This window comes from Lentzea kristufekii (assembly GCF_033949925.1).
GTDB lineage: Bacteria > Actinomycetota > Actinomycetes > Mycobacteriales > Pseudonocardiaceae > Lentzea > Lentzea kristufekii.
In genome coordinates this window covers 74419-93515 of sequence record NZ_JAXAVV010000029.1, presented here as the reverse complement: position 1 = coordinate 93515, position 19097 = coordinate 74419, and the positions used below count along the sequence as shown (strand labels likewise).

The window sequence follows — 19097 nt, the reverse complement described above, 5'->3', positions numbered from 1 at the left end:
TGTACGAGTGTTACAGAAAAACCGTAAACGTTTTCGTGCGCGAGGTCCAGAGTCAGTTAGGGAGCCACGAGATGCGCTGGACAAGGAAGTTACAGCTCGTCATTCCCACCCTGTTGGCCGTCACGGCGTGCGGTGCGCCGCAAGTCCCGCAGCCGCAGAACGCACCCACGTCCGTCCCGGAGAAGCCGTCGAAACCCGTCGAGCTCAACGTGCTCGACGTGGCCGGCAACCTGCAGCTCACGCAGGGCATGATCGACGAATTCGTCCGGACGCACCCCGACGTCGTGACCAAGGTGAACGCCACCAAGGCGACCGCGCCGGACATGCCGGGCAAGCTCAAGGCGGAGCAGAACTCGGGCACCTCGCAGACCCATCTGGTGCTCACCGGAACCGACGGACTGGCGAGCGTCGTGGAGCAGGAACTCGTCCACGCGCTGCTCCCCGAATATTCGGCGAGGCTGCCGAAGCTGGAGGAGGTGTACCTTCCCGCCGCCCACGAGATGCAGAAGCTCGCGCAGAACCAGGGCGTCGCGATCACGTACTACCCGGCGGGCCCGTTGCTGGAGTACGACCCGGCGAAGGTGCCCACGCCACCCGCGTCCCCGGCCGCACTGCTGGAGTGGGCCAAAGCGCATCCAGGCAGGTTCCAGTACGCGCGGCCCGCGAACTCCGGACCCGGCCGCACGTTCCTCATGGGACTGCCGTACCTGTTGGGAGACAAGGACCCGAAGGACCCGGAGAACGGCTGGGACAGGACCTGGGCGTACCTGAAGGAACTCGGTCAGTACGTCGAGGGCTACCCCGGTGGCACGACCGACGTCATGAAGAACCTCGCGAACGGCACGTCGTGGATGGTCGCCTCGACCACCGGCTGGGACATCAACCCGCGCGTGCTCGGCTCGGTGCCGGAGGGCATGAAGATCGCGACGTTCAAAGACTTCCACTGGGTCACCGACGCGCACTACGCCGTGATCCCCAAAGGCGTCTCCGCGGACGTGCTGTCGGCGAACCTCGCGCTGATCAGGTTCATGCTGGAACCGCAGCAGCAGGCCAAGGCCTACGACAAGGGCTACTTCTACCCCGGCCCGGCGGTCAAGGGCGTCACGCTCGACATGGCGCCGAAGGAGTCGCGGGACGCCATAGCGAGGTACGGCCGCGCCGAGTACGACCGGCTGATCGAGGAACGCCCCAAGGAGCAGTCGCTGCCGGCCGCGCAGCAGGTGAAGGCGTTCCAGCGGTGGGACAGGGAGATCGGCCGGAAATGAGGTTCGCGGAGCTGCACCTCGACCACGTGCGACGGGCGTTCGGCGACACCGTCGCGTTGCAGGGCATGGATCTGACGATCAAGGCCGGCGAGTTCGTCGCGCTGCTCGGGCCGTCGGGGTGCGGGAAGTCGACGGCGCTCAACTGCCTGGCCGGACTCCTGCCGCTCACCGGCGGGCGGATCACGATGGACGGCAGGCGGATCGACGACCTGCCACCGGAGAAACGCGGGTTCGGGATGGTGTTCCAGAACTACGCGCTGTTCCCGCACATGTCGGTGCGGCGCAACATCGGGTTCGGGCTGTCGATGCGGAAGGTGCCCAGGGCCGAGCTGAACCGGCGCGTGGACGAGGCCGTGCGGCTCGTGCGGCTGGAGGAGCACCAGCACAGGTTCCCGGCCCAGCTGAGCGGCGGCCAGCAGCAGCGGGTGGCGATCGCCCGCGCGATCGTGCTGGAACCGCCGCTGGTGCTGATGGACGAACCACTGTCCAACCTGGACGCGGCGCTGCGGCTGGAGATGCGCACGGAGATCCGCCGGCTGCACCAGTCGCTCGGGCTCACCACCGTCTACGTCACGCACGACCAGGAGGAGGCGCTGGCCCTCGCCGACCGTCTCGTGGTCCTGCGCCTGGGCGAGGTGCAGCAGGCCGGGTCACCGGAGGAGGTCTACGCGCATCCGGCGAACCGGTATGTGGCCGGGTTCATGGGCTACCGCACCATGATCCCGGTGACCGTGGCCGGCCAGGGCTCCGAGCACGTGACCGTCCACACCGCAGACGGCGTCGAACTCGTTGGCGTCAAACGGGAAGAGCTCGGGTCGCAGGCCGTGGCGGCGGTACGGCCCGAGGACTTCGTCGTGGCAGGAGCGGGCAAGAACGCACTAGAAGCCGTGGTCGAGGTCGTCGAGTACCACGGGCGCGAGCAGGCCGTGGAAGCCAGGCTGCGCAACGGCGATCCGTTGCACATCCGCACGAACTCGCGGCTGGCCCCTGGCGACACGATCACGGTGACGGTGCCGGTCGAACGCGTGCTGGTGTTCTCGTGACGGCCGCGCTGAAGCACCGGCTCGCCGAGAGGGGCGTCGACCGCGTGCTGTGGCTGCTGGTGCCGGGCGTGGTGTTCGTGGCGCTGCTGTTCGTCTACCCGTTCCTGTACGGGCTGCAACTCTCGTTCCAGCCCGGGGACGGCGGCAACCCGTTCCAGAACTACCTCACCTTCTTCCAGGACGACTACCTGGCGGACACGGTCTGGATCACGCTGCGGCTCGGACTGCCCGCGGCGCTGGTCAACGTGCTGGCGGCCGTCCCGATCGCGTTCCGGCTGCGCGGGCGGTTCCGGGGCAAGCGAACGCTGACGACGGTGCTGGTCGTCCCGATCACGCTCGGCACCGTGCTGACGGCGGAGGGCCTGCTCGCGTTCCTCGGGCCGGCCGGCTGGTTCAACCGCGTCTGGCTGGCGCTCGGCGCCGACGAGCCGGCGAGGCTGACGCACAACTACTGGGGCGTGCTGTTCAGCCTCGTCATCACCGGGTTCCCGTTCGCGTTCCTGCTGACGCTGTCGTACCTCTCCGGCATCGACCCGACGCTGGAACAGGCGGCGGCGACGCTGGGCGCGTCGCGGCGGCAGCGGTTCCGGAGGATCACCATGCCGCTGCTGGCACCGGGACTCGCCGTCACGTTCTGCCTGAGCTTCGTGCTGGCGTTCAGCGTGTTCCCCAGCGCGGTGATGGTCGGCGACCCCGCCGGCGAGACGCACGTGATGTCGATCGCCGCGTACGAGACCGCGTTGCGGGACAACGACTTCGCGCTCGGATCGGCGATCGCGGTCTTGATGGCGCTGGTGATGCTGGCCGTCGTCGGCGTCGTGCTGATCTGGCGCACGACCCTGTACCGCGGCGCGACGGGAGGCAAGGGATGAGGCTCGCTGCCCGCCCGGTGGTGTGGCTGACCTGGGGTGCGCTGATCTTCTTCCTGGTCGGCCTGGCCGGCGTCGTCGGCGCGGTCGTCACGAACTCGTTCGCCGAGACGTGGTTCGGCACCTGGCTCCCGGACGGCTACACCGGCAAGTGGTACGGCGAGGCGTGGCGCGACTACCGGCTGCTGGACGTGCTGGTCGTGACGTTCCAGGTCGCCCTGTCGGTCGTGGCCGTCTCGGTGGTCGTCGGGGTTCCCACGGCCTATGTGCTGGCACGCCGCGACTTCCCCGGCAAGAAGCTGCTCACCGTCCTGTTCCTGCTGCCGATCCTGATGCCTCCGATGACGTACGGCATCCCGCTCGCGACGGTGCTCTACAAGTTCCAGCTCGCGGGCAGCACGGCCGGCGTGATCGCGGCGAACCTCGTGCCGGCCGTGCCGTTCGTCGTGCTGACGATGACGCCGTTCATCGAGCAGATCGACACGAAGATCGAGTCGGCGGCGCGGATGTGCGGCGCCTCCACGTTCGCGATCTTCACCCGCGTGCTGGCACCGCTGCTCGTGCCGGGCGTCCTCGCGGCGTCGATCCTGGTGCTGGTGCGGACGGTCGGCATGTTCGAGCTGACGTTCCTCACGGCGGGCCCGACCAGCCAGACCCTGGTCGTGTCGCTGTACGAGGCCATGTCGTCGGCGGGCATCCGGCCCCAGCAGATGGTCGACTCGATGGCAGTGATCTACACGGGATCGATGCTCGTGCTGCTCGTGATCGCCCTCCGATTCGTGAATCCGACTCAGCTCGTGACCCGCCTCGACGACCGGCTCGACACCTGACCCGTCATGATTGGTTCAACCGGCTGGTGAGGGTGAGGTACAAGTGGCAGTCACGATCCGCGACGTGGCACGCAGGGCACACGTGTCGGTCGCCACCGTTTCGCGTGCGCTGACGTCCCCGGAGCTCGTGCGCCCGGAGACCAGGACGCGCGTGCTGGCTGCCGCGACCGAGCTCGGCTACCAGCCCAACAGGGCGGCTCGCGGGCTGATCACGGGCAAGACGGGCAACATCGGCATCGTCGTACCGGACCTCGACAACCCGTTCTTCACCGGCGTGCTCAAGGCCGTGCAGGCACGGGCGATGCAGGCCGACTACGCGGTGTTCGTGGCGGACAGCGACGAGGACCCGGTCGCCGAGGCCAAGCTCGTGCACGCGATGGCGAAACAGGTCGACGGCGTCGTGCTGTGCGCGCCGGGCCTGGAGGACTCGCAGGTCTACGAGGTGGCGGGCGCGACGTCGCTGGTGCTGCTGAACCGGCGCCTGCCCGGCGTGCCCGCCGCGCTGATGGACTCGGCGGGTGGCATGCACGCCGTCATCGACCACCTCGTCGCGCTGGGGCACCACCGCGTCGCCTACCTCAACGGGCCGCGCACCTCCTGGTCCAACCAGGAGCGTCGCCGCGGCCTGATGAAGGCGGTGGCGAAGCACGGGGTCGACCTGGTCGACCTGGGACCGTTCGCACCGCGCTACGAGGGCGGCCTGCAGGCGGCGGACCTGGCCGTCGCGGCCGACACGACGGCGATCGTCGCCTACAACGACATCATGGCGCTGGGCGTGCTGGCCCGGCTGCGCGACCGCGGCATCTCCGTGCCGGGCGACGTGTCGGTGACGGGCTTCGACGACCTCACCTACGCCTCGCTGTGCTCGCCCGCGCTGACCACGGTGGCGATGCCCGTGGCGCAGGCGGGACGCACGGCCGTGAACCTCCTGCTGGACTGGCTGGACTCGGACCACACCGACGTGCCGCAGATCGTGGCGGAGACCCAGCTGATCGTGCGCGGGACCACGACGCCACCGAAACGCTGACACGATCCCGATCGGTCGCCGGCGCGACCACAAAGGACGGAGATGCAAGGCGGCCCCGGCTGGGCGTCTGGGGGGAGTACGCCTTGAGCCGGGGCCGCGAAGCGGCTGGGCCCGAGGGGGGAGGGGGCCTAGCGCCGCTTGGTGTCCCACTCTGCCCTGACTGCGCCGAAACCGCCAGGGTGGATGTACCTGTTTTTGGATTTCTCGTACGTACGGGTTACTCGTAGAGCCCTTCGTACAACTCAGAGTGAAGGCGGTGTACAACGTTGCGTTTGACCTTCAACGTCGGTGTGAGCTCACCTTCCTCCTGGGACAGATCGCGGGTGAGCAGCACGAACTTCTTCACTTGGGAAACACTGGCGAAGTGCGAGTTCGCTTCGTCGACAACTTCCCGCACGAGCGTTCGCACGTCTGGGTGACCCACCAAAGATTCGATGTCGGACGGCAAGCCACGAGCCGTCGCCCACGGCACGATCTCGTCGGCGTCCAGTGTGAGCAGCGCCACACAGTAAGGCCTGCGGTCGCCGAACAACACGGCGTGCGAGATCCAGCGGGACTGGCGCAGCACGTTCTCCACGTTCGCCGGCGCGATGTTCTTGCCGCCCGCGGTGATGATGATGTCCTTCTTGCGCCCCGTGATCGTCACGAAACCGTCCGCGTCGATCTCGCCCAGGTCGCCGGTGTGCAGCCAGCCGTCCCGCAGCGTCTCGGCCGTGGCCTCCTCGTTGCGCCAGTAGCCCGCGAAGACGTGCGGGCCGCGCATCAGCAGTTCGCCGTCCTCCCCCACCGACATCTCGAGGCCGGCCACACCGGAGGCGCCGACCGAGCCGAGCCTGAAGCGGTCCAGCGTGTTGATCGTGCCGACCGCGGTGGACTCGGTCATGCCGTAGCCCTCCAGCACCGGCACCCCGGCCGCGTGGAAGAACTGCAGCACCTCGGGCGAGATCGGCGCGGCACCGGACAGTGCCTGCACGAGCCGGCCGCCGAACACCGCGCGCACGTTGGCGAACAACGCGTCGACCTGCTCGAACGCGGCCGCCATCTCCGCGGGCACGGGTTCGCCCGCCGCCCGCCTGCGCCGGACCTCCAGGCCGAGCGCCACGGCCTGCGCGAGCTGTTCCGGGGGAACGCTCGACGTGACGAACGTGTAGATCTTCTCGAAGATGCGCGGCACCGACGGCAGGAAGGTCGGCCGGACCTCGGCCAGTTCCGGCACGATCGCCTTCATGTCGCCGCCGAAGTACGCCAGCGCCCCGCCGCGGTACATCGTGCCGAACATGATGATCTGCGCGAAGACGTGCGCGAGCGGCAGGAACAGGTAGACGACGCCGGTCATCGCGTCGATGCGGGCCTCTTCCGCGACCCGGCACAGCGCGACCCAGTTCGCGTTGGTCAGGACGCAGCCCTTGGGCGGTCCGGTCGTGCCCGAGGTGTAGATGATCAGGCTCGGGTCCTCCGGCCTGATCGCGGCCCGGCGGGAGTCCAGCACGGCGGCCAGCGGCGAGGTGCGGCCGGTGTCCTGCAGTTCGGCGATGCGCGGGCGGTCACCGGCCGGGTCGATCGAGAAGACCGTGCGCAGCTCGGGAAGTTCCGAACCGACTGCCTCGACCTTGAGGCACTGCTCCTCGTTCTCGGCCACCACGATCGACGCGCCGGAGTCGCCGACCACCCAGGCGATCTCCTCCGGGGCGCTCGACGGGTAGATCGGCACGACGATGCCGCCCGCCGCCAGCACCGCGAGCTCGACCGCCGTCCACTCCGGACGGGTGTTCGCGAGCACGCAGACCCGGTCGCCCGCCTTCAGTCCTGCGTGGACGAACCCGGACGCGAGGTCCAGCACCACCTCGGCGACCTCGGCGTAGGTCTGCTCGTGCCACTGCCCGTCCTGCTTGAACCGCCACGCCACCGCGTCGCCGTAGGCCTGCTCCGCGAGGAACGGCAGGTCGGCTATCCGGCGGATGGCTCGCACCGCGTTCGGGCTGGTGACTCCGGCGGTCATGGCGGCTCCTAGGCGCACTGAGTCTTTTCAGACGGGGAGGGGGTTCTTCAGGCGGGCACGACCTGCACGCGGGTGCCGTTCAGCACGGCGGTGCCCGAGAGCGGGTCGATGCGCAGGTCGTCGGTGAGGAGGTTGACGTTCACGCCGGCGTGCTCTTCGGCGACGGAGAGCCGCGTGCCGGGCTGGTCGTGGCCCCAGCCGTGCGGCATCGAGACGACGCCGGGCGCGATGTCCGCGGTGACCTCGACCAGCACCTCGATCTTGCCGACGCGCGAGGTGACCTGGGCGGTCCCGCCGTCGGCCAGGCCGATGCGGGTCGCGTCGCCGGGGTTGACCAGGAGCGTGCACAACGGCTTGCCCTTCACCAGCGAGGGCACGTTGTGCATCCAGGAGTTGTTGGTGCGCAGGTGCCTGCGGCCGACCAGGACCATGCCGGGCTCGGGCGTGCCGAGGGCGGCGAGCACGCGCGGCAGGTCGTCCATGATCGGCTGTGGCGTCAGTTCGATCCTGCCGGACGGCGTGCGCAGGATCTCCGGCAGGCGCGAGGTGAGCGGGCCGAGGTCGATGCCGTGCGGGTGGTCGAGCAACTGCCGCAGCGACACCCCGTACGCGCCGGTGCGGAGTTTCAGGTCCAGCAGGCGTTCCTCGCGCGTCTCGCCCTCGGGTTCGAAGTCGGCGCCCGCCTTCTTCTTCAGGTCGGCGAGCTGGAACGCCGCGATGGCGTCGAGGTCGGCCGCCGGGCCCATGCCCGCGAGGATCGTGGTGAGGCGGAAGAAGATGTCCGTCTCGTCGACCCTGCCTTCCTCCAACGGGATCGCCGCGCGCGAGTACTTCACGACGTTGCGCACGGAGTTGTTGAGGAACGCGATGTCGTAGTGGTCGCGGCGGGACGGCGGTGGCGTCGGCAGGACGACGTCCGCGTGCCTCGTGGTCTCGTTGAGGTACGGGTCGACGCTGACCATGAAGTCCAGTGAGGACAGCGCGGCGTTCACCCGTGCCGAGTTCGGCAGCGACAGCGCGGGGTTGCCGCCGATCGTGAACAGCGCCCGCACCTGACCCTCGCCGGGCGTCTCGATCTCGTCGACCATCGTGACGGCGGGGTACTCCCCCATCACCTCGGGGTGGCCCTTGACCCGGCTGTGCCAGCGGCCGATGGTGAACCCCCTGCCGCTGCCGGTGCCGCGCCTGCTGTGCGCGGGCAGCGGCCACATCACGCCGCCGGGCCGGTCGAGGTTGCCGGTCAGGACGTTGAGGGTGTCGACCGCCCACGACGCGACCGTGCCGAACTCGACGGTCGTCGTACCGATCCGGCCGTAGACCGCGGCTCGTTCGGCCTCGGCCAGCTGCCTTGCCAGCGCACGGATCGTGGCCGCGTCGACGCCCGTGCGTTCCTCGACGGCCTCGGGGCTGAACTTTTCGACGTGCTCCCGGATCACCGTGTGGTCCGTGACGTGCCCCGCCAGGTCACGGAGGTTCACCAGGTCCTGCGCGAACAGCTCGTGGATCAACGCCAGCAGCAGGAACACGTCCGTGCCCGGCCTGATCACGACGTGCTGGTCGGCGGCCTGGGCGGTGCGGCTGCGGCGCGGGTCGATGACGACGAACCTGCCGCCGCGCTTCTGCAGGTCCCTGAACCGGCCCGGCGCGTCCGGGACCGTCCACAGGCTTCCGTTGGACGAGAACGGGTCGGCGCCCAGCACCAGCATGAAGCCGGTGCGGTCGATGTCGGGCACGGGGATGGAGAAGATGCCGCCGAACATGTGGCCGACCTGCACGTGCTTGGGCATCTGGTCGACGGTGCTGGCGGTGAAGACGTTGCGGCTGCCCAGCGCCTTGCGCAGCGGTCCGGCGTAGAGGCCGCCGGCGAGCGAGTGGACGACCGGGTTGCCGAGGTACATCGCGACGGTGTCGCGGTCCGGGAAGTCCTTCAGGCGTTCGTCGACGTAGGCGAACGCCTCCTCCCAGGTGGCCTCCTGGAACTCGCCGTCGCGCTTGATCAGCGGGGTGCTCAGGCGGTCGGGGTCGGCGTCGAGCGTGCCGAGCGAGGCGCCCTTGGGGCAGATGAACCCCCTGCTGAACTCGTCCTCGCGGTCGCCGCGCACCTTCGTGATGCGGTCACCCTCGACCGTCAGCTCCAGCCCGCACGTCGCTTCGCAGAGCGGGCAGGTCGTGAACACGGTCCTCATGGGTCCCCTTAAGCGGCTTGTTACTAACGGGTACTAGCTGGCTGCCGCCGGACGCAATCGCCCAGCCGAGGTCAACCCGAACAGCTCACTGACAGCCCTGGCGATCATGCCGGGCCGGTCGAGGGTGTGCTCGAAACGGAACCCGATGATCGCCCGCGAGCCACCGAGCAGACCCGTCAGCTTGATGGATTCGTCCTGGTCGGTGCCGTAGCAGACGATCCGGCCGAACGGCGCCAGCACGTCCAGCGAGGCCTCCAGGAAGCCGCCGGGATCGAGCACGACGTCGACCTGGTCGCCCTCGTTCGCCTCGATCACCCGCTGCGCCAGACCCTCTCGCCCGGAGTCGACGGCGACGTCCGCACCGAGCCGGACGGCCGTGCGCCGGCGGGACTGGCTCGACTCGGTCGCGATGACCCGCCCGGCCGCGAAACTGCGGGCGAGCTGGACCGCGATGACGCCGACCTCGCTCGCGGCGTTGTGCACCACGATCGATTCATCCGGCCTGAGGTGCGCGCACGTGCGGAGGAGGTGCCACGCCGTGGTGCCCGCTCTGGCCAGGACCAGTGCCTGGTCGTCGGTGACGCCCGCGGACACCGGCAGGCGCAGGCGGCCGGCGACCTCCACCACGCGGCGCCCGCCGTCCTCCACGAGGATCGCGTCGGCGGTCTCGGCTGTGCGCATGAGGTCCATCTCAGTGCGTGGTGACCGACGGGCTGTAGTGCGGCTTCCACAACAGCTAAGGATCCGCGCCCGCGGAACCGGCCGGTGTCTACCTACGGAGTGAGTCCAGGTGGGTACGCCATGTGGCGAGGTATGGCCAACGTGTGGGCACAGGTGCAGCATGTGGCGGTGAACGCCACACTCCGCACCGTCGCCACGATGGCCGCGGTCGCGCTCGCGTACTACGCGACCGCGCAGGTCGGCCTGGTCCTGGCCCTCATGAAGGGTCAGGTCACTCCACTGTGGCTGCCGACGGGGATCGCCGTGGCGGCACTGCTGATGGCGGGCCGCGGGGTCTGGCCGGGGATCACGCTCGGAGCGTTCGCCGTCAACGTCTCCCTGAGCGCGCCGCTGTTCTCGGCGTTGCTGATCACCGCGGGCAACACGGCCGCGCCCCTGCTCGCCTGGTACCTGTTGACGCGCTTCGGCTTCCGTCCCGCGCTCGACCGCTTGAAGGACGCGCTGCTGCTCGTGTTCGCGGGAGCCCTGGGGGCGATGTCGGTCAGTGCCCTGGTCGGCGCGGCGGCGTTGAAAGCCGGTGGCGTCATCCCGTGGCACGAGGTGCCGGCCGTGGTGTCGGTGTGGTGGACGGGCGACGCGATGGGCGTGCTGGTGTTCACGCCGCTGCTGCTCACCGTGCCGCACCACTGGACGGCCTCGCCGCGCCGGCTGGCGGAGGCGGCCGCGCTGCTGCTCGCGACCGCCGTGCTCGCTTCCTTCGTGACGACATCGGAACTGCGCCTGCTGTTCCTGGTGTTCCCGATGCTGATCTGGGCCGCTCTCCGCTTCCAGCACGCGATCGCGGCCCCGTGCGCGGTGATCATCTCCGTGGCCGCCGTGATGTCCGCGGCCAGCGGCCAGTTCGCCGAAAACGACCTGCCGACCACCATGATCGTGCTGCAGGCGTTCAACGGCTCGGTGGCACTGACCGGGCTGATCCTGAGCGCCATCACCAGCGAGCGCAACGAGGCCAGGCAGGCCATCGAGAGCGCGTGCGAGCAGCTGGCCGAAACCGTTGCGCGCTACCAGCAGGACGGCGTGCGCAAACGGCTCGGCCGGGTCGTACCGCCTGGTTAGGCGAACCAGGTTCCGCCACCCGTCCGGCGGTACCCGAGTGCGCGGTAGACGGCGTCCACAAGGGACTGGCCGCGCTCGTTGACGCCGAGCCCGGGCCCCTGCCGGTTCATCGCGTAGCCGAACGAGACCTGTGCCTTGGGGTCGGCGAACCCGAGTGAGCCGCCCATTCCGTTGTGCCCGAACGCATCTTCCGGCAGGAGCAGGCCCTCGCGGTCGTTCGGCGGCAGATGAGCGTTGTCGATGGCCTTCTGGAAGCCGAGCGCGAACCGCGTCGGCACTCCGACCACGGAGTCCAGGCCGGCGACGGCCACGTTCGACATCTGCGGGAGCTGCTCCGGTTCGACCAGGCGGACGCCGTCCCAGGCGCCGCCGAGAGCCAGCGGGCGGTACAGGCAGGCGAGGCCGCGGGCGTTCGAGATGCCGCCGACCGCGCCCATCTCGGCGGCGTGGGCCGCGCGGGAGTCGGACTCGCCGGGGGCCATGTACCCGCCGTTGTTGAGCAGCATCAGGCCGGGCGGCGACTCGGGCCGGGTGAGCGCCGTGGCGTAGAGCGACGGCAGCAGAACACCCGGCTGCGTCGGGTCCACCGGGATCGTGTGGGCGACGTGCGGTTCCAGGTCCTCGGGCAGGCCGATCCAGAAGTCCAGGCCGAGCGGGCCCGAGACCTCCTTCTCGAAGAACCGGCCGAGCGTCAGGCCCGTGACGCGGCGGACGATCTCGCCGACGAGGAAGCCGAACGTGAGGCCGTGGTATCCGTGCCGCGTGCCCGGTTCCCACAGCGGCTGCTGCGCGGCGAGCGTCGAGGTCATCAGGTCCCAGTCGTAGAAGGCGCCGGTGGGCAGCGGCGCGGTGACCGCGGGCAGTCCTGCCTGGTGCGACAGCACGTGCCGGACGAGCGTCGCGTCCTTGCCGTTCGCGCCGTACTCGGGCCAGTACCTCGTGACCGGCGCGTTCAGGTCCAGCTCGCCGCGCGAGGCCAGGACGTGCGCGGTGAGCGAGGTCGCGGCCTTGGTGCACGACCAGACGTGGACGACGGTCTCCTCGGACCAGAGGCGGCCGGTGGCGGGGTCGGCGACGCCGCCCCAGAGATCCACGACGGGCGCGCCGCCGAGGGTCACGTGCACGGACGCGCCGACCTCGCCGCGCTCGGCGAAGTTGCGTTCCAACTCGGTGCGCACCTCTGCGAACTGCGGGGCGCAGGTTCCCTGGATCGTCATTGACCCTCCTTGGCGGCGGTTGCCCGCAGCACATCACCTGGAGGAACCACGTATCAGTAGGGAACCCTCAACGACTAGGCGCCTCGTGGAAGACTCGGAGCAGCCGAATCCGCCAGGAGGCCGTCATCGCCGACACTCCACTGCTCGTGGGCCGCGAGCCGGAACTGCGCGCCGTGCTCGGCCGCGTCGACCAGGCACCCGCGACCGGGCTCGTCGTGGTCCAGGTCAGCGGTGAGCCGGGGATCGGCAAGACGTCGCTGCTCGCGGAGATCGCGCGGCGGCTGCGTGATCGGCGGTGCGTGGTGCTCGCGTCGGCGTCGGACGTGCTGGGCAAGCGCATCCCGTACGGCGCGGTGACGGCGCTGATCCGGTCGTTGCCACCGGACGAGATCCGAGCGGACGCCCTGGCGGCGCTGGAGATCTCGGTCGCCGAGGACTCCGGGGCGTGGTTCGGGCGTGCGTGCGACCGGGTGGTGCGGCTGCTCACCGAACTCACCGCGACGCGCCCCGCGGCGTTGCTGATCGACGACCTCGACCACGTCGACGACGACTCCCTCGCCCTGCTGACCCTGGTGCTGCGGCGGGTGTCGGCGGCGCCGCTCGTGCTGGTCACCGCGAGCCGATCGGCCGACCCCGGTCTGCTGGACCGCGTCGAGCAGCACGCCGAGGTCGTGCGCGTCGAGCTGGCTCCGTTGTCGGGCGCGGACGTCACGCGCATCGTCGAGGCCGTCCTGCAGACCGCCGTGGACGAGGGTCTTGCCCGCGAGGTGCGGCAACGGTCCGACGGCAACCCGTTCTTCGTCACGGAGATCGCGCGCTCGCTGCGCGAACGCGACCTGGTGACGATGGACGGCAACCGCGCCAGGCTCGCCGTGCCGCCCGACGCCATCCGGCTGACCCGGCGTGAGGCGTTGCTGCGCCGTGTCGCGCCGCTGGAGAACGACACGCGGCTCGTCGCACGGGCCGTGTCGGTGTTCCGGCGCGTGCGGCTCGACCAGATCCCCTTGCTCGCACGGGTGTCGTCGTTGCCTGAGGAGACCGTCGTCGCGGCGTTCGACTCGTTGCTGAGCGCGCACATCGTGGTGCACGACGACAACGGCTACCGGTTCTCGCACGCCCTCGTGGGCGAGGCGCTCTACCACGAGGTCGGCCCGGCGCAACGCCGTCACCTGCACTCGCTGATCTCGGCGCGGCTGCTGGACGACCGCGCGCAGGGCCTGCCCGTGGACCTCCTCCAACTCGCTTGGCACCTGGCCGAGTCGGCGGCGCCCGGCGACCGCGTGGCCGTGGGCGTGCTGGCCGAGGCCGCCACGTCTGCCCGTGCCTCCGCTCCCGAGACGGCTGCCGCGCTGTGCGCCCGGGCCCTGCAGTTGCTGCCGCGCAACGCTCCTGAGCGCGCCGAGCTGCTGGCGTTGCAGTGCCGGGTGCTGGCCCGCGCCTCACGCCCTGCGCTGGCGATCGAACCGGGCCTGGCCGCCCTGGAGTCGCTGGCACCGGGTCCCCTGCGGTTGCGGGTCGCCACCGCCGTGATCTCGTCCCTGTTCTCGGTGGGCCGCACGGCGGAAGCCCTGGAACTGGTCGACGCCGAGGTGGCGCGGGGCCCGGTGCCCGCGTCCCTGGAGGCCCAGCGCGCCGTGCTCCTCGTCTACAACGACCGCCACGACGACGCCGTCGCCGAGGTGGCCCGCATCGAGGCACTGCCGATCAGCTCACCGGCCGAGGGCGTGATCGTCTTCGAGCACCTCGCGATGCTGGCGTCCCTGCTCTTCCGCCACGACCAGACCGTCGAGTACGCGAACCGGGCGCTGGCGTGCAGCGACGGCCGGCCGATGCTCGAACTGCAGGCCCTCTCCGTCTGCGCCTCGACCACCGCGCTGGCAGGCCTCGTGCACGACGCGTCGTGGCGGGTCCGCCGCGCCGAGGAACTGGCGGACCAGGTCGGTTCCCACGGCTTCCGCGCCGAACGCGCCGCGTCCAGGGTCGCGCTCGACTGGCTGGGCGGCCGCTGGGACGCGGCCCTGGACGGCATCGGCCGCTGGCTCCCCGACGTCGAGGCCGCGCAGGCCGACCAGGCCCTCGGTGTGCTGCAGGCGATCGAGCTCTCCATCCGCACCTGGCGAGGCGAACTCGACGTGGCCGCACGCCTCGCCGCGCTGCCCGCCCCGCGTTCCGTGAACATCTCGCGCCTGCACGCGATCTCACTCGCCGAGTACCTGATCGCCCGCGGCGAGGCCGACGAGGCGTACAAGCTGCTGGCCGGGAACGTCGGCGCGCAGTTCGAAGCCGCCTACTCGTGCGTGCTCGTGGCACGGATGATCGAGCTCGACCTCGAACGAGGCCGGGCCTCGGAAGCCGACGAGGCTCTTCGCCGGCTGTCCGTCGTGTCCGCGACCAGGGTGTCGCCGTGGTCGCGCACCACGGTCCGCCGCGTGACCGGCGTCGTCCGCCAGGACGCCGATCTCCTGCGGGAGGCGGTGTCCGAGGCGTCATTGGGCGGGCTGGAGTTCGAGAAGGCCCGTGCCCAGCTCGCGTTGGGCGAGGTCTGCACCGACGAGGTGCCGGCGCTGGTCGAGGCCTACACGGCGTTCCAGCGCCTTGGGGCACACGGGTTGCGGCGCCAGGCGGGCAACCGCCTGCGTGCCTTGGGGGCGAAGGTGCCTCGCGCGCGGTCGAAGGCGCCGGGCCTGCTCACCGAGGCCGAGGAGAACGTGGCACGGCTGGTGCAGCAGGGGATGCGCAACCGGGACATCGCCGCGGCGCTGCACTACAGCCCGCGCACGATCGAGGTGTACCTGTCGCGGATCTACGCGAAGCTGCACGTCTCGTCCCGGCTGGAACTCGCGCGCGTGCTGGACGCGATGCAGCAACGCTGAGTGCGGCACCGCGATCTACACGGCATGCAGCAACGCTGACGCAGGGGTCCCCTTGAGCTGGGAACCCCTGCATCTCACCGTACTCACGAGGTCCGACAAGATCGTTCACACGATCAGAACGGCTTCGTCTCCGCCGCGATCTCACCGAGGATGTCGCTCAACGGCCGAGCCGACTGCACACCCAACGCCGCCGCCTGCCCAGGAGGCACGGTCTCCGCGATGTCCGTCCCGGCACACGTCACCCGGGACGCCGGCAGGATCCCCGACACCAGGTACTTGTTGACCAGCGTGTCGACGCAAGCGTTGCGGCGCAGCGCGTAGTGGCCGTGCTGGCCGTCGTTCGCCACGCTGATCAGCGGCTGGTTCAGGTGCTCCGCCATGACGCGGCCGTTGGCCAGCGGGGTCTGGGTGTCGCCGTCGGAGTTGACCACCAGGCCGGCCGGGTACTTGCGGGTGATGGCCGGGATCTTCTCCGGGCGCTGGAAGGCGCGGAACGTGCAGTTGGTCGGCGCCATGTAGTCGACGGTGCCGCCGTACGGGTTGGTGTCGCGCCAGCGCTTCATGTCGTTGTAGTAGGTGTTGACGTCGGAGAACCAGTCCCACTCGCACACCACGGCCTGGAACGTGCCGGGCGAGGTGGGTTCGATGTCGCCCTTCTTCAGGGCGGCCACGATCGCGGAGGCCTCGGCCGGGTCCGCGGCGCCCGCCTTGATCGAGGCGATGTGGCGGGAGAACGCGGCCCAGGAGCGGCGGTAGCGGGTGGCGCCCACCGCGTAGTCGAAGGAGGTCACGTCCGCGTAGCCGCCGTGCGGGCCCGTCTTCAGGCGCTCGGCGATCGCGTCGAGTTCGCCGCGCACCGCTGCGGGGGTGGTGCCGAGGCCGTAGGTGCCGTTGCGGGCGGCGGTCCACTCCGTCCACTTGCGGAGGTTGTCGGTGATCGCGTCCACGACGTCGACGTCCTGCTCGTGCCACGTCTTCAGCGGGTCCAGGGCGGAGTCGAGGACGCTTCGGTCGAGGCGCGTGGGGAACATCGAGCCGTAGACGGCGCCGAGCTGCGTGCCGTAGGAGTAGCCGACGTAGGAGATCTTCTTCTCCCCCATGGCTCCGCGGATGACGTCCATGTCGCGCGCGGTGTTCATGGTCGAGATGAACCGGCGCATCTCACCGCCGCCGCGCTGGCAGTTCGCCTCGACCGCGCGGGCGTAGTCGGACCAGTTCGCGAGCTGCGAATCCGTTGGGCGCGAAGGGAACTCGTCGTCCGACGGGGTCGAGATGCACCGGATCTGCGTCGACCTGCCGACACCGCGCGGGTCCATGCCGATGACGTCGTAGATCTTCAGGACGTCGGTCTGGGCGTTGAACCAGTGCACGGCACCGAGACCCGAGCCGCCGGGGCCGCCCGGGTTCGTCATCAGCACGCCTCTGCGGCGCGACGGATCTGTGGCCTTCTTGCGCGAGATGGCGATTTCCAGGTTGCCGTTGCCCGGGTTCTTGTAGTCCATCGGCACGATGACCGTGGCGCACTCGACCCCCGTCGAGGGCGAGACCCAGCCCGCAGGGCACTCGGCCCAGGCGATGGTCTGCGTGTAGTACTCGTCCAACGGTCCCGGCGCCGCCTGGGCCGTTCCCACCAGGGACATGAACAACGGAGCGACCAAAGCCGCCGCGCCCCAACGCTTCCTCACGCGTACCCCTCACGATCGTCGGCCAGCGACAGAACGCTTCCGCAGTCACCGTCCCGGTCGACACCCCCGAAGGTCGGGTGAAATTCACCGCACCTCGCACACCTCGTAGGTCAGCGTCAGTCCGTCCAGGACACCCTTCGCGACGGCCTGCACGCGGTTCAACCAGCGGTAGCGGTCGTCGCCGGTCTCGAACAACGGCGCGGCGTACAGCGGCGCACCGAAGCCATTCGAGACGTCAACCCGTCCTGAGTAGTGCAGATACACGTACGCGTCGTCGTTAGTGCGCAGCACGGAACGCACGTCGAGGGTCGCGGTGCCGTCCGGGCCGACGGTCAGCCAGTCGGCGCTCGACGACCCGTGCATCACCGCGGAGAGCCGGTCACCGGCGAACGTCCCGGACTCGACCTCGTAGATCAGCCGGTCACCGGCGGGCGTTTTCGCCAGCTTGTAAGGCTTTCGCAGCTGCGCGGTCATGACGCCGAGAGGGATGAGCTCCATCGCGCCACCGTAACCACGGCCGACGGGAACGCCACGACCTCCGCTTATCTGTCGGGGAACCCCGTACACCGCGCCGCGCGGACACCGCGGATGAGGTAGGAAGAGGTATGGATCCGGTCAAGGCGTTGAAGCAGGTGGCCTTCCACCTCGAACGGGCGGGCGAGCCGACCTACCGCGTCCAGGCGTTCCGCAACGCGGCCGCCGTCCTCGCCGGCCTCGACCCCGCCGACGTCGAGAAACGGGCGAGGCTCGGCACGCTCACCGACCTCAAGGGCGTGGGCAAGTCGACGGCCGGGGTCGTCGTGGACGCGCTCGCGAACCGCGAGCCGGCGTACCTGGCGAAGCTCCGGCACGTCGACATCACCGGCGGCGAGGAGATGCGCGCGAGGCTGAAGGGCGACTGCCACGTCCACTCCGACTGGTCCGACGGCGGCAGCCCGATCAGGGACATGGCCGAGGCGGCGCGCGACCTCGGCCACGAGTTCATGGTGCTGACGGACCACTCGCCGCGCCTGACCGTCGCGAATGGACTTACCCGCGAACGGCTGGAGAAGCAGCTCGAGGTCGTCGCCGAGCTGAACGCCGAGCTGGCGCCGTTCGTGGTCCTCACCGGCATCGAGGTCGACATCCTCGACGACGGCTCGCTCGACCAGGACGAGGACCTGCTGGCACGCCTCGACGTCGTGGTCGCGAGCGTCCACTCGAAACTGAAGATGCCGCGCGCCGAGATGACCCGCAGGATGGTCAACGCGGTCAGCAAGCCGCACGTCGACATCCTCGGCCACTGCACGGGCCGCCTGGTCGTCGGCAAGGGCCGTCCGGAGTCCCAGTTCGACGCCGTGCGGGTCTTCGAGGCCTGCGCCGAGCACGGCACCGCGGTCGAGATCAACTCACGGCCGGAACGGCTCGATCCCCCGCGTCGGCTCCTCAGCCTGGCCGTCGACGCCGGGTGCACGTTCTCCATCGACAGCGACGCCCACGCGCCCGGCCAGCTCGACTGGCTGAACTACGGCTGCGCGCGAGCGGAGGAGTGCGGGGTCGAGCCGGAGCAGGTGATCAACACGAGAACCGCAGCTCGGCTGCTGTCCGGGTGAGGTGCTCGTACCAGGACACGAGCGGCCCGGTGTCGGCCAGCGCGCGGCTCAGCGCGACCCGGCACAGGTCCCGGACGGGCTCGGGGTCCCACGCGGCCACCAGGTCGTCCAGCGACCCGAGTGAGCCGAGCGCGTACCGCTCCAGCCCGGCGCAGATCGGCACGACCGTCCCGTCGGCCTGCACCACGAGCGGATCGACCCGCACGAACGCCGTGGGATCGGCCTGCAGCAACGCGGCCGACGTGACGTCGAACTGCACCTCCACGGCGTCGTCCTGCGCGACCCGGTTCAGCTCCACCGCCGCGTAGACGAGATCGACCCGGTCGACGCCGTGCGGCCGCACTCGCACCTTGCGAGCGCCGTCGCCCACGGCTTCGGCGGCCAGCCCTCGCAGCATCGACACGTTGTCCGGCACCAGGTCGATCAGCACCGTCACCCGGTGCCCGTCAGCGGCGTGCCCACTCACCTCGTCCAGCGCGACCACCAGCTCGGCCCCCGGCACGGCCGTGAGCCAGCGAGGGTCGCAGACCTCGACTCCCATGTTCTTGAGGAGCAGGCAGCAGCCGCGGAAATACCGAGCCCGCCCGGCACTCACCCCCTGGAGGGGTTTTCCCACCGTTCACCCAACCGCCGCCGAACGATCATTGGTGACCGAACCATCCCGCCCCTACTCTTCGCGACGGCCCATGTCCGCCCACCACCGCAAGGACAGGC

General features: G+C 70.1%; 15 protein-coding genes. 8 read left to right on the top strand and 7 right to left on the bottom strand.

What is annotated here, in order from left to right; translation table 11 throughout:
• Nucleotides 1-71: 71 nt before the first annotated feature.
• The 5 genes from SK571_RS39805 to SK571_RS39785 are packed head-to-tail and all read left to right on the top strand — an operon-like array spanning nucleotide 72 to nucleotide 5034.
• Entirely contained in the window at nucleotides 72-1265 is a 1194-nt protein-coding gene (locus tag SK571_RS39805) for an extracellular solute-binding protein (RefSeq protein ID WP_319989289.1), read from the top strand.
• Nucleotides 1262-2308: an ABC transporter ATP-binding protein gene (locus tag SK571_RS39800; RefSeq protein WP_319989288.1), complete on the top strand. Its 1047-nt coding sequence runs from the start codon at nucleotides 1262-1264 to the stop codon at nucleotides 2306-2308. The genes SK571_RS39805 and SK571_RS39800 overlap by 4 nt, the downstream gene beginning before the upstream one ends.
• A complete protein-coding gene (locus SK571_RS39795; RefSeq protein ID WP_319989287.1) occupies nucleotides 2305-3180 on the top strand; it encodes an ABC transporter permease in 876 nt (291 codons plus the stop codon). The genes SK571_RS39800 and SK571_RS39795 overlap by 4 nt, the downstream gene beginning before the upstream one ends.
• A complete protein-coding gene (locus SK571_RS39790; protein ID WP_319989286.1) occupies nucleotides 3177-4007 on the top strand; it encodes an ABC transporter permease in 831 nt (276 codons plus the stop codon). Before SK571_RS39795 ends, SK571_RS39790 begins: the two co-directional genes overlap by 4 nt.
• A gap of 43 nt (nucleotides 4008-4050) precedes the next feature.
• Entirely contained in the window at nucleotides 4051-5034 is a 984-nt protein-coding gene (locus SK571_RS39785; protein WP_319989285.1) for a LacI family DNA-binding transcriptional regulator, read from the top strand.
• 217 nt (nucleotides 5035-5251) lie between these two features.
• On the opposite strand, the gene SK571_RS39780 is transcribed toward SK571_RS39785, so the two are convergent.
• The 3 genes from SK571_RS39780 to SK571_RS39770 are packed head-to-tail and all read right to left on the bottom strand — an operon-like array spanning nucleotide 5252 to nucleotide 9900.
• A complete protein-coding gene (locus SK571_RS39780; protein ID WP_319989284.1) occupies nucleotides 5252-7033 on the bottom strand; it encodes an AMP-dependent synthetase/ligase in 1782 nt (593 codons plus the stop codon).
• A 47-nt stretch (nucleotides 7034-7080) separates the two neighbouring features.
• Entirely contained in the window at nucleotides 7081-9219 is a 2139-nt protein-coding gene (locus tag SK571_RS39775; protein ID WP_319989283.1) for a molybdopterin oxidoreductase family protein, read from the bottom strand.
• A 33-nt stretch (nucleotides 9220-9252) separates the two neighbouring features.
• Nucleotides 9253-9900 carry a zinc-binding dehydrogenase gene (locus SK571_RS39770; protein WP_319989282.1) on the bottom strand — a complete coding sequence of 216 codons (648 nt, stop codon included), beginning with the start codon at nucleotides 9898-9900 and terminating at the stop codon, nucleotides 9253-9255.
• A gap of 168 nt (nucleotides 9901-10068) precedes the next feature.
• Here SK571_RS39770 and SK571_RS39765 point away from each other — a divergent pair, with 168 nt between their 5' ends.
• Complete coding sequence (locus tag SK571_RS39765) at nucleotides 10069-11016, top strand: MASE1 domain-containing protein (RefSeq protein WP_319989281.1); 948 nt, start codon at nucleotides 10069-10071, stop codon at nucleotides 11014-11016.
• Here SK571_RS39765 and SK571_RS39760 read toward each other — a convergent pair.
• Nucleotides 11013-12233, bottom strand: coding sequence for a serine hydrolase domain-containing protein (locus tag SK571_RS39760; protein ID WP_319989280.1), 1221 nt, complete (start codon nucleotides 12231-12233; stop codon nucleotides 11013-11015). The genes SK571_RS39765 and SK571_RS39760 overlap by 4 nt on opposite strands.
• A 146-nt stretch (nucleotides 12234-12379) precedes the next feature.
• On the opposite strand from SK571_RS39760, the gene SK571_RS39755 reads away from it, so the two are divergent.
• The gene (locus SK571_RS39755) at nucleotides 12380-15106 is read left to right on the top strand and encodes an ATP-binding protein (RefSeq protein WP_319989279.1); all 2727 of its coding nucleotides are present in this window, start codon (nucleotides 12380-12382) and stop codon (nucleotides 15104-15106) included.
• A gap of 113 nt (nucleotides 15107-15219) precedes the next feature.
• Here SK571_RS39755 and SK571_RS39750 read toward each other — a convergent pair whose 3' ends face one another.
• Both SK571_RS39750 and SK571_RS39745 read right to left on the bottom strand, forming a co-directional pair.
• The gene (locus SK571_RS39750; RefSeq protein ID WP_319989278.1) at nucleotides 15220-16791 is read right to left on the bottom strand and encodes an alpha/beta fold hydrolase; all 1572 of its coding nucleotides are present in this window, start codon (nucleotides 16789-16791) and stop codon (nucleotides 15220-15222) included.
• A gap of 84 nt (nucleotides 16792-16875) precedes the next feature.
• Nucleotides 16876-17289 (bottom strand): DUF3237 domain-containing protein, encoded by a 414-nt coding sequence (locus SK571_RS39745; protein ID WP_319989277.1) that lies wholly within the window; start codon nucleotides 17287-17289, stop codon nucleotides 16876-16878.
• 107 nt (nucleotides 17290-17396) lie between these two features.
• On the opposite strand from SK571_RS39745, the gene SK571_RS39740 reads away from it, so the two are divergent.
• Complete coding sequence (locus tag SK571_RS39740; protein ID WP_319989276.1) at nucleotides 17397-18383, top strand: PHP domain-containing protein; 987 nt, start codon at nucleotides 17397-17399, stop codon at nucleotides 18381-18383.
• Here SK571_RS39740 and SK571_RS39735 read toward each other — a convergent pair.
• The gene (locus SK571_RS39735) at nucleotides 18346-18924 is read right to left on the bottom strand and encodes a hypothetical protein (protein WP_319989275.1); all 579 of its coding nucleotides are present in this window, start codon (nucleotides 18922-18924) and stop codon (nucleotides 18346-18348) included. The genes SK571_RS39740 and SK571_RS39735 overlap by 38 nt on opposite strands.
• Nucleotides 18925-19097 lie beyond the last annotated feature (173 nt).

Excerpts from the sequence above, each read along its gene's own strand:
- SK571_RS39805 (WP_319989289.1), top strand. The coding sequence starts at position 72 with ATGCGCTGGACAAGGAAGTTACAGCTCGTCATTCCCACCCTGTTGGCC.
- SK571_RS39800 (WP_319989288.1), top strand. The coding sequence starts at position 1,262 with ATGAGGTTCGCGGAGCTGCACCTCGACCACGTGCGACGGGCGTTCGGC.
- SK571_RS39790 (WP_319989286.1), top strand. The coding sequence starts at position 3,177 with ATGAGGCTCGCTGCCCGCCCGGTGGTGTGGCTGACCTGGGGTGCGCTG.
- SK571_RS39780 (WP_319989284.1), bottom strand. The coding sequence starts at position 7,033 with ATGACCGCCGGAGTCACCAGCCCGAACGCGGTGCGAGCCATCCGCCGG.
- SK571_RS39775 (WP_319989283.1), bottom strand. The coding sequence starts at position 9,219 with ATGAGGACCGTGTTCACGACCTGCCCGCTCTGCGAAGCGACGTGCGGG.
- SK571_RS39770 (WP_319989282.1), bottom strand. The coding sequence starts at position 9,900 with ATGCGCACAGCCGAGACCGCCGACGCGATCCTCGTGGAGGACGGCGGG.
- SK571_RS39760 (WP_319989280.1), bottom strand. The coding sequence starts at position 12,233 with ATGACGATCCAGGGAACCTGCGCCCCGCAGTTCGCAGAGGTGCGCACC.
- SK571_RS39745 (WP_319989277.1), bottom strand. The coding sequence starts at position 17,289 with ATGGAGCTCATCCCTCTCGGCGTCATGACCGCGCAGCTGCGAAAGCCT.
- SK571_RS39740 (WP_319989276.1), top strand. The coding sequence starts at position 17,397 with ATGGATCCGGTCAAGGCGTTGAAGCAGGTGGCCTTCCACCTCGAACGG.
- SK571_RS39735 (WP_319989275.1), bottom strand. The coding sequence starts at position 18,924 with ATGGGAGTCGAGGTCTGCGACCCTCGCTGGCTCACGGCCGTGCCGGGG.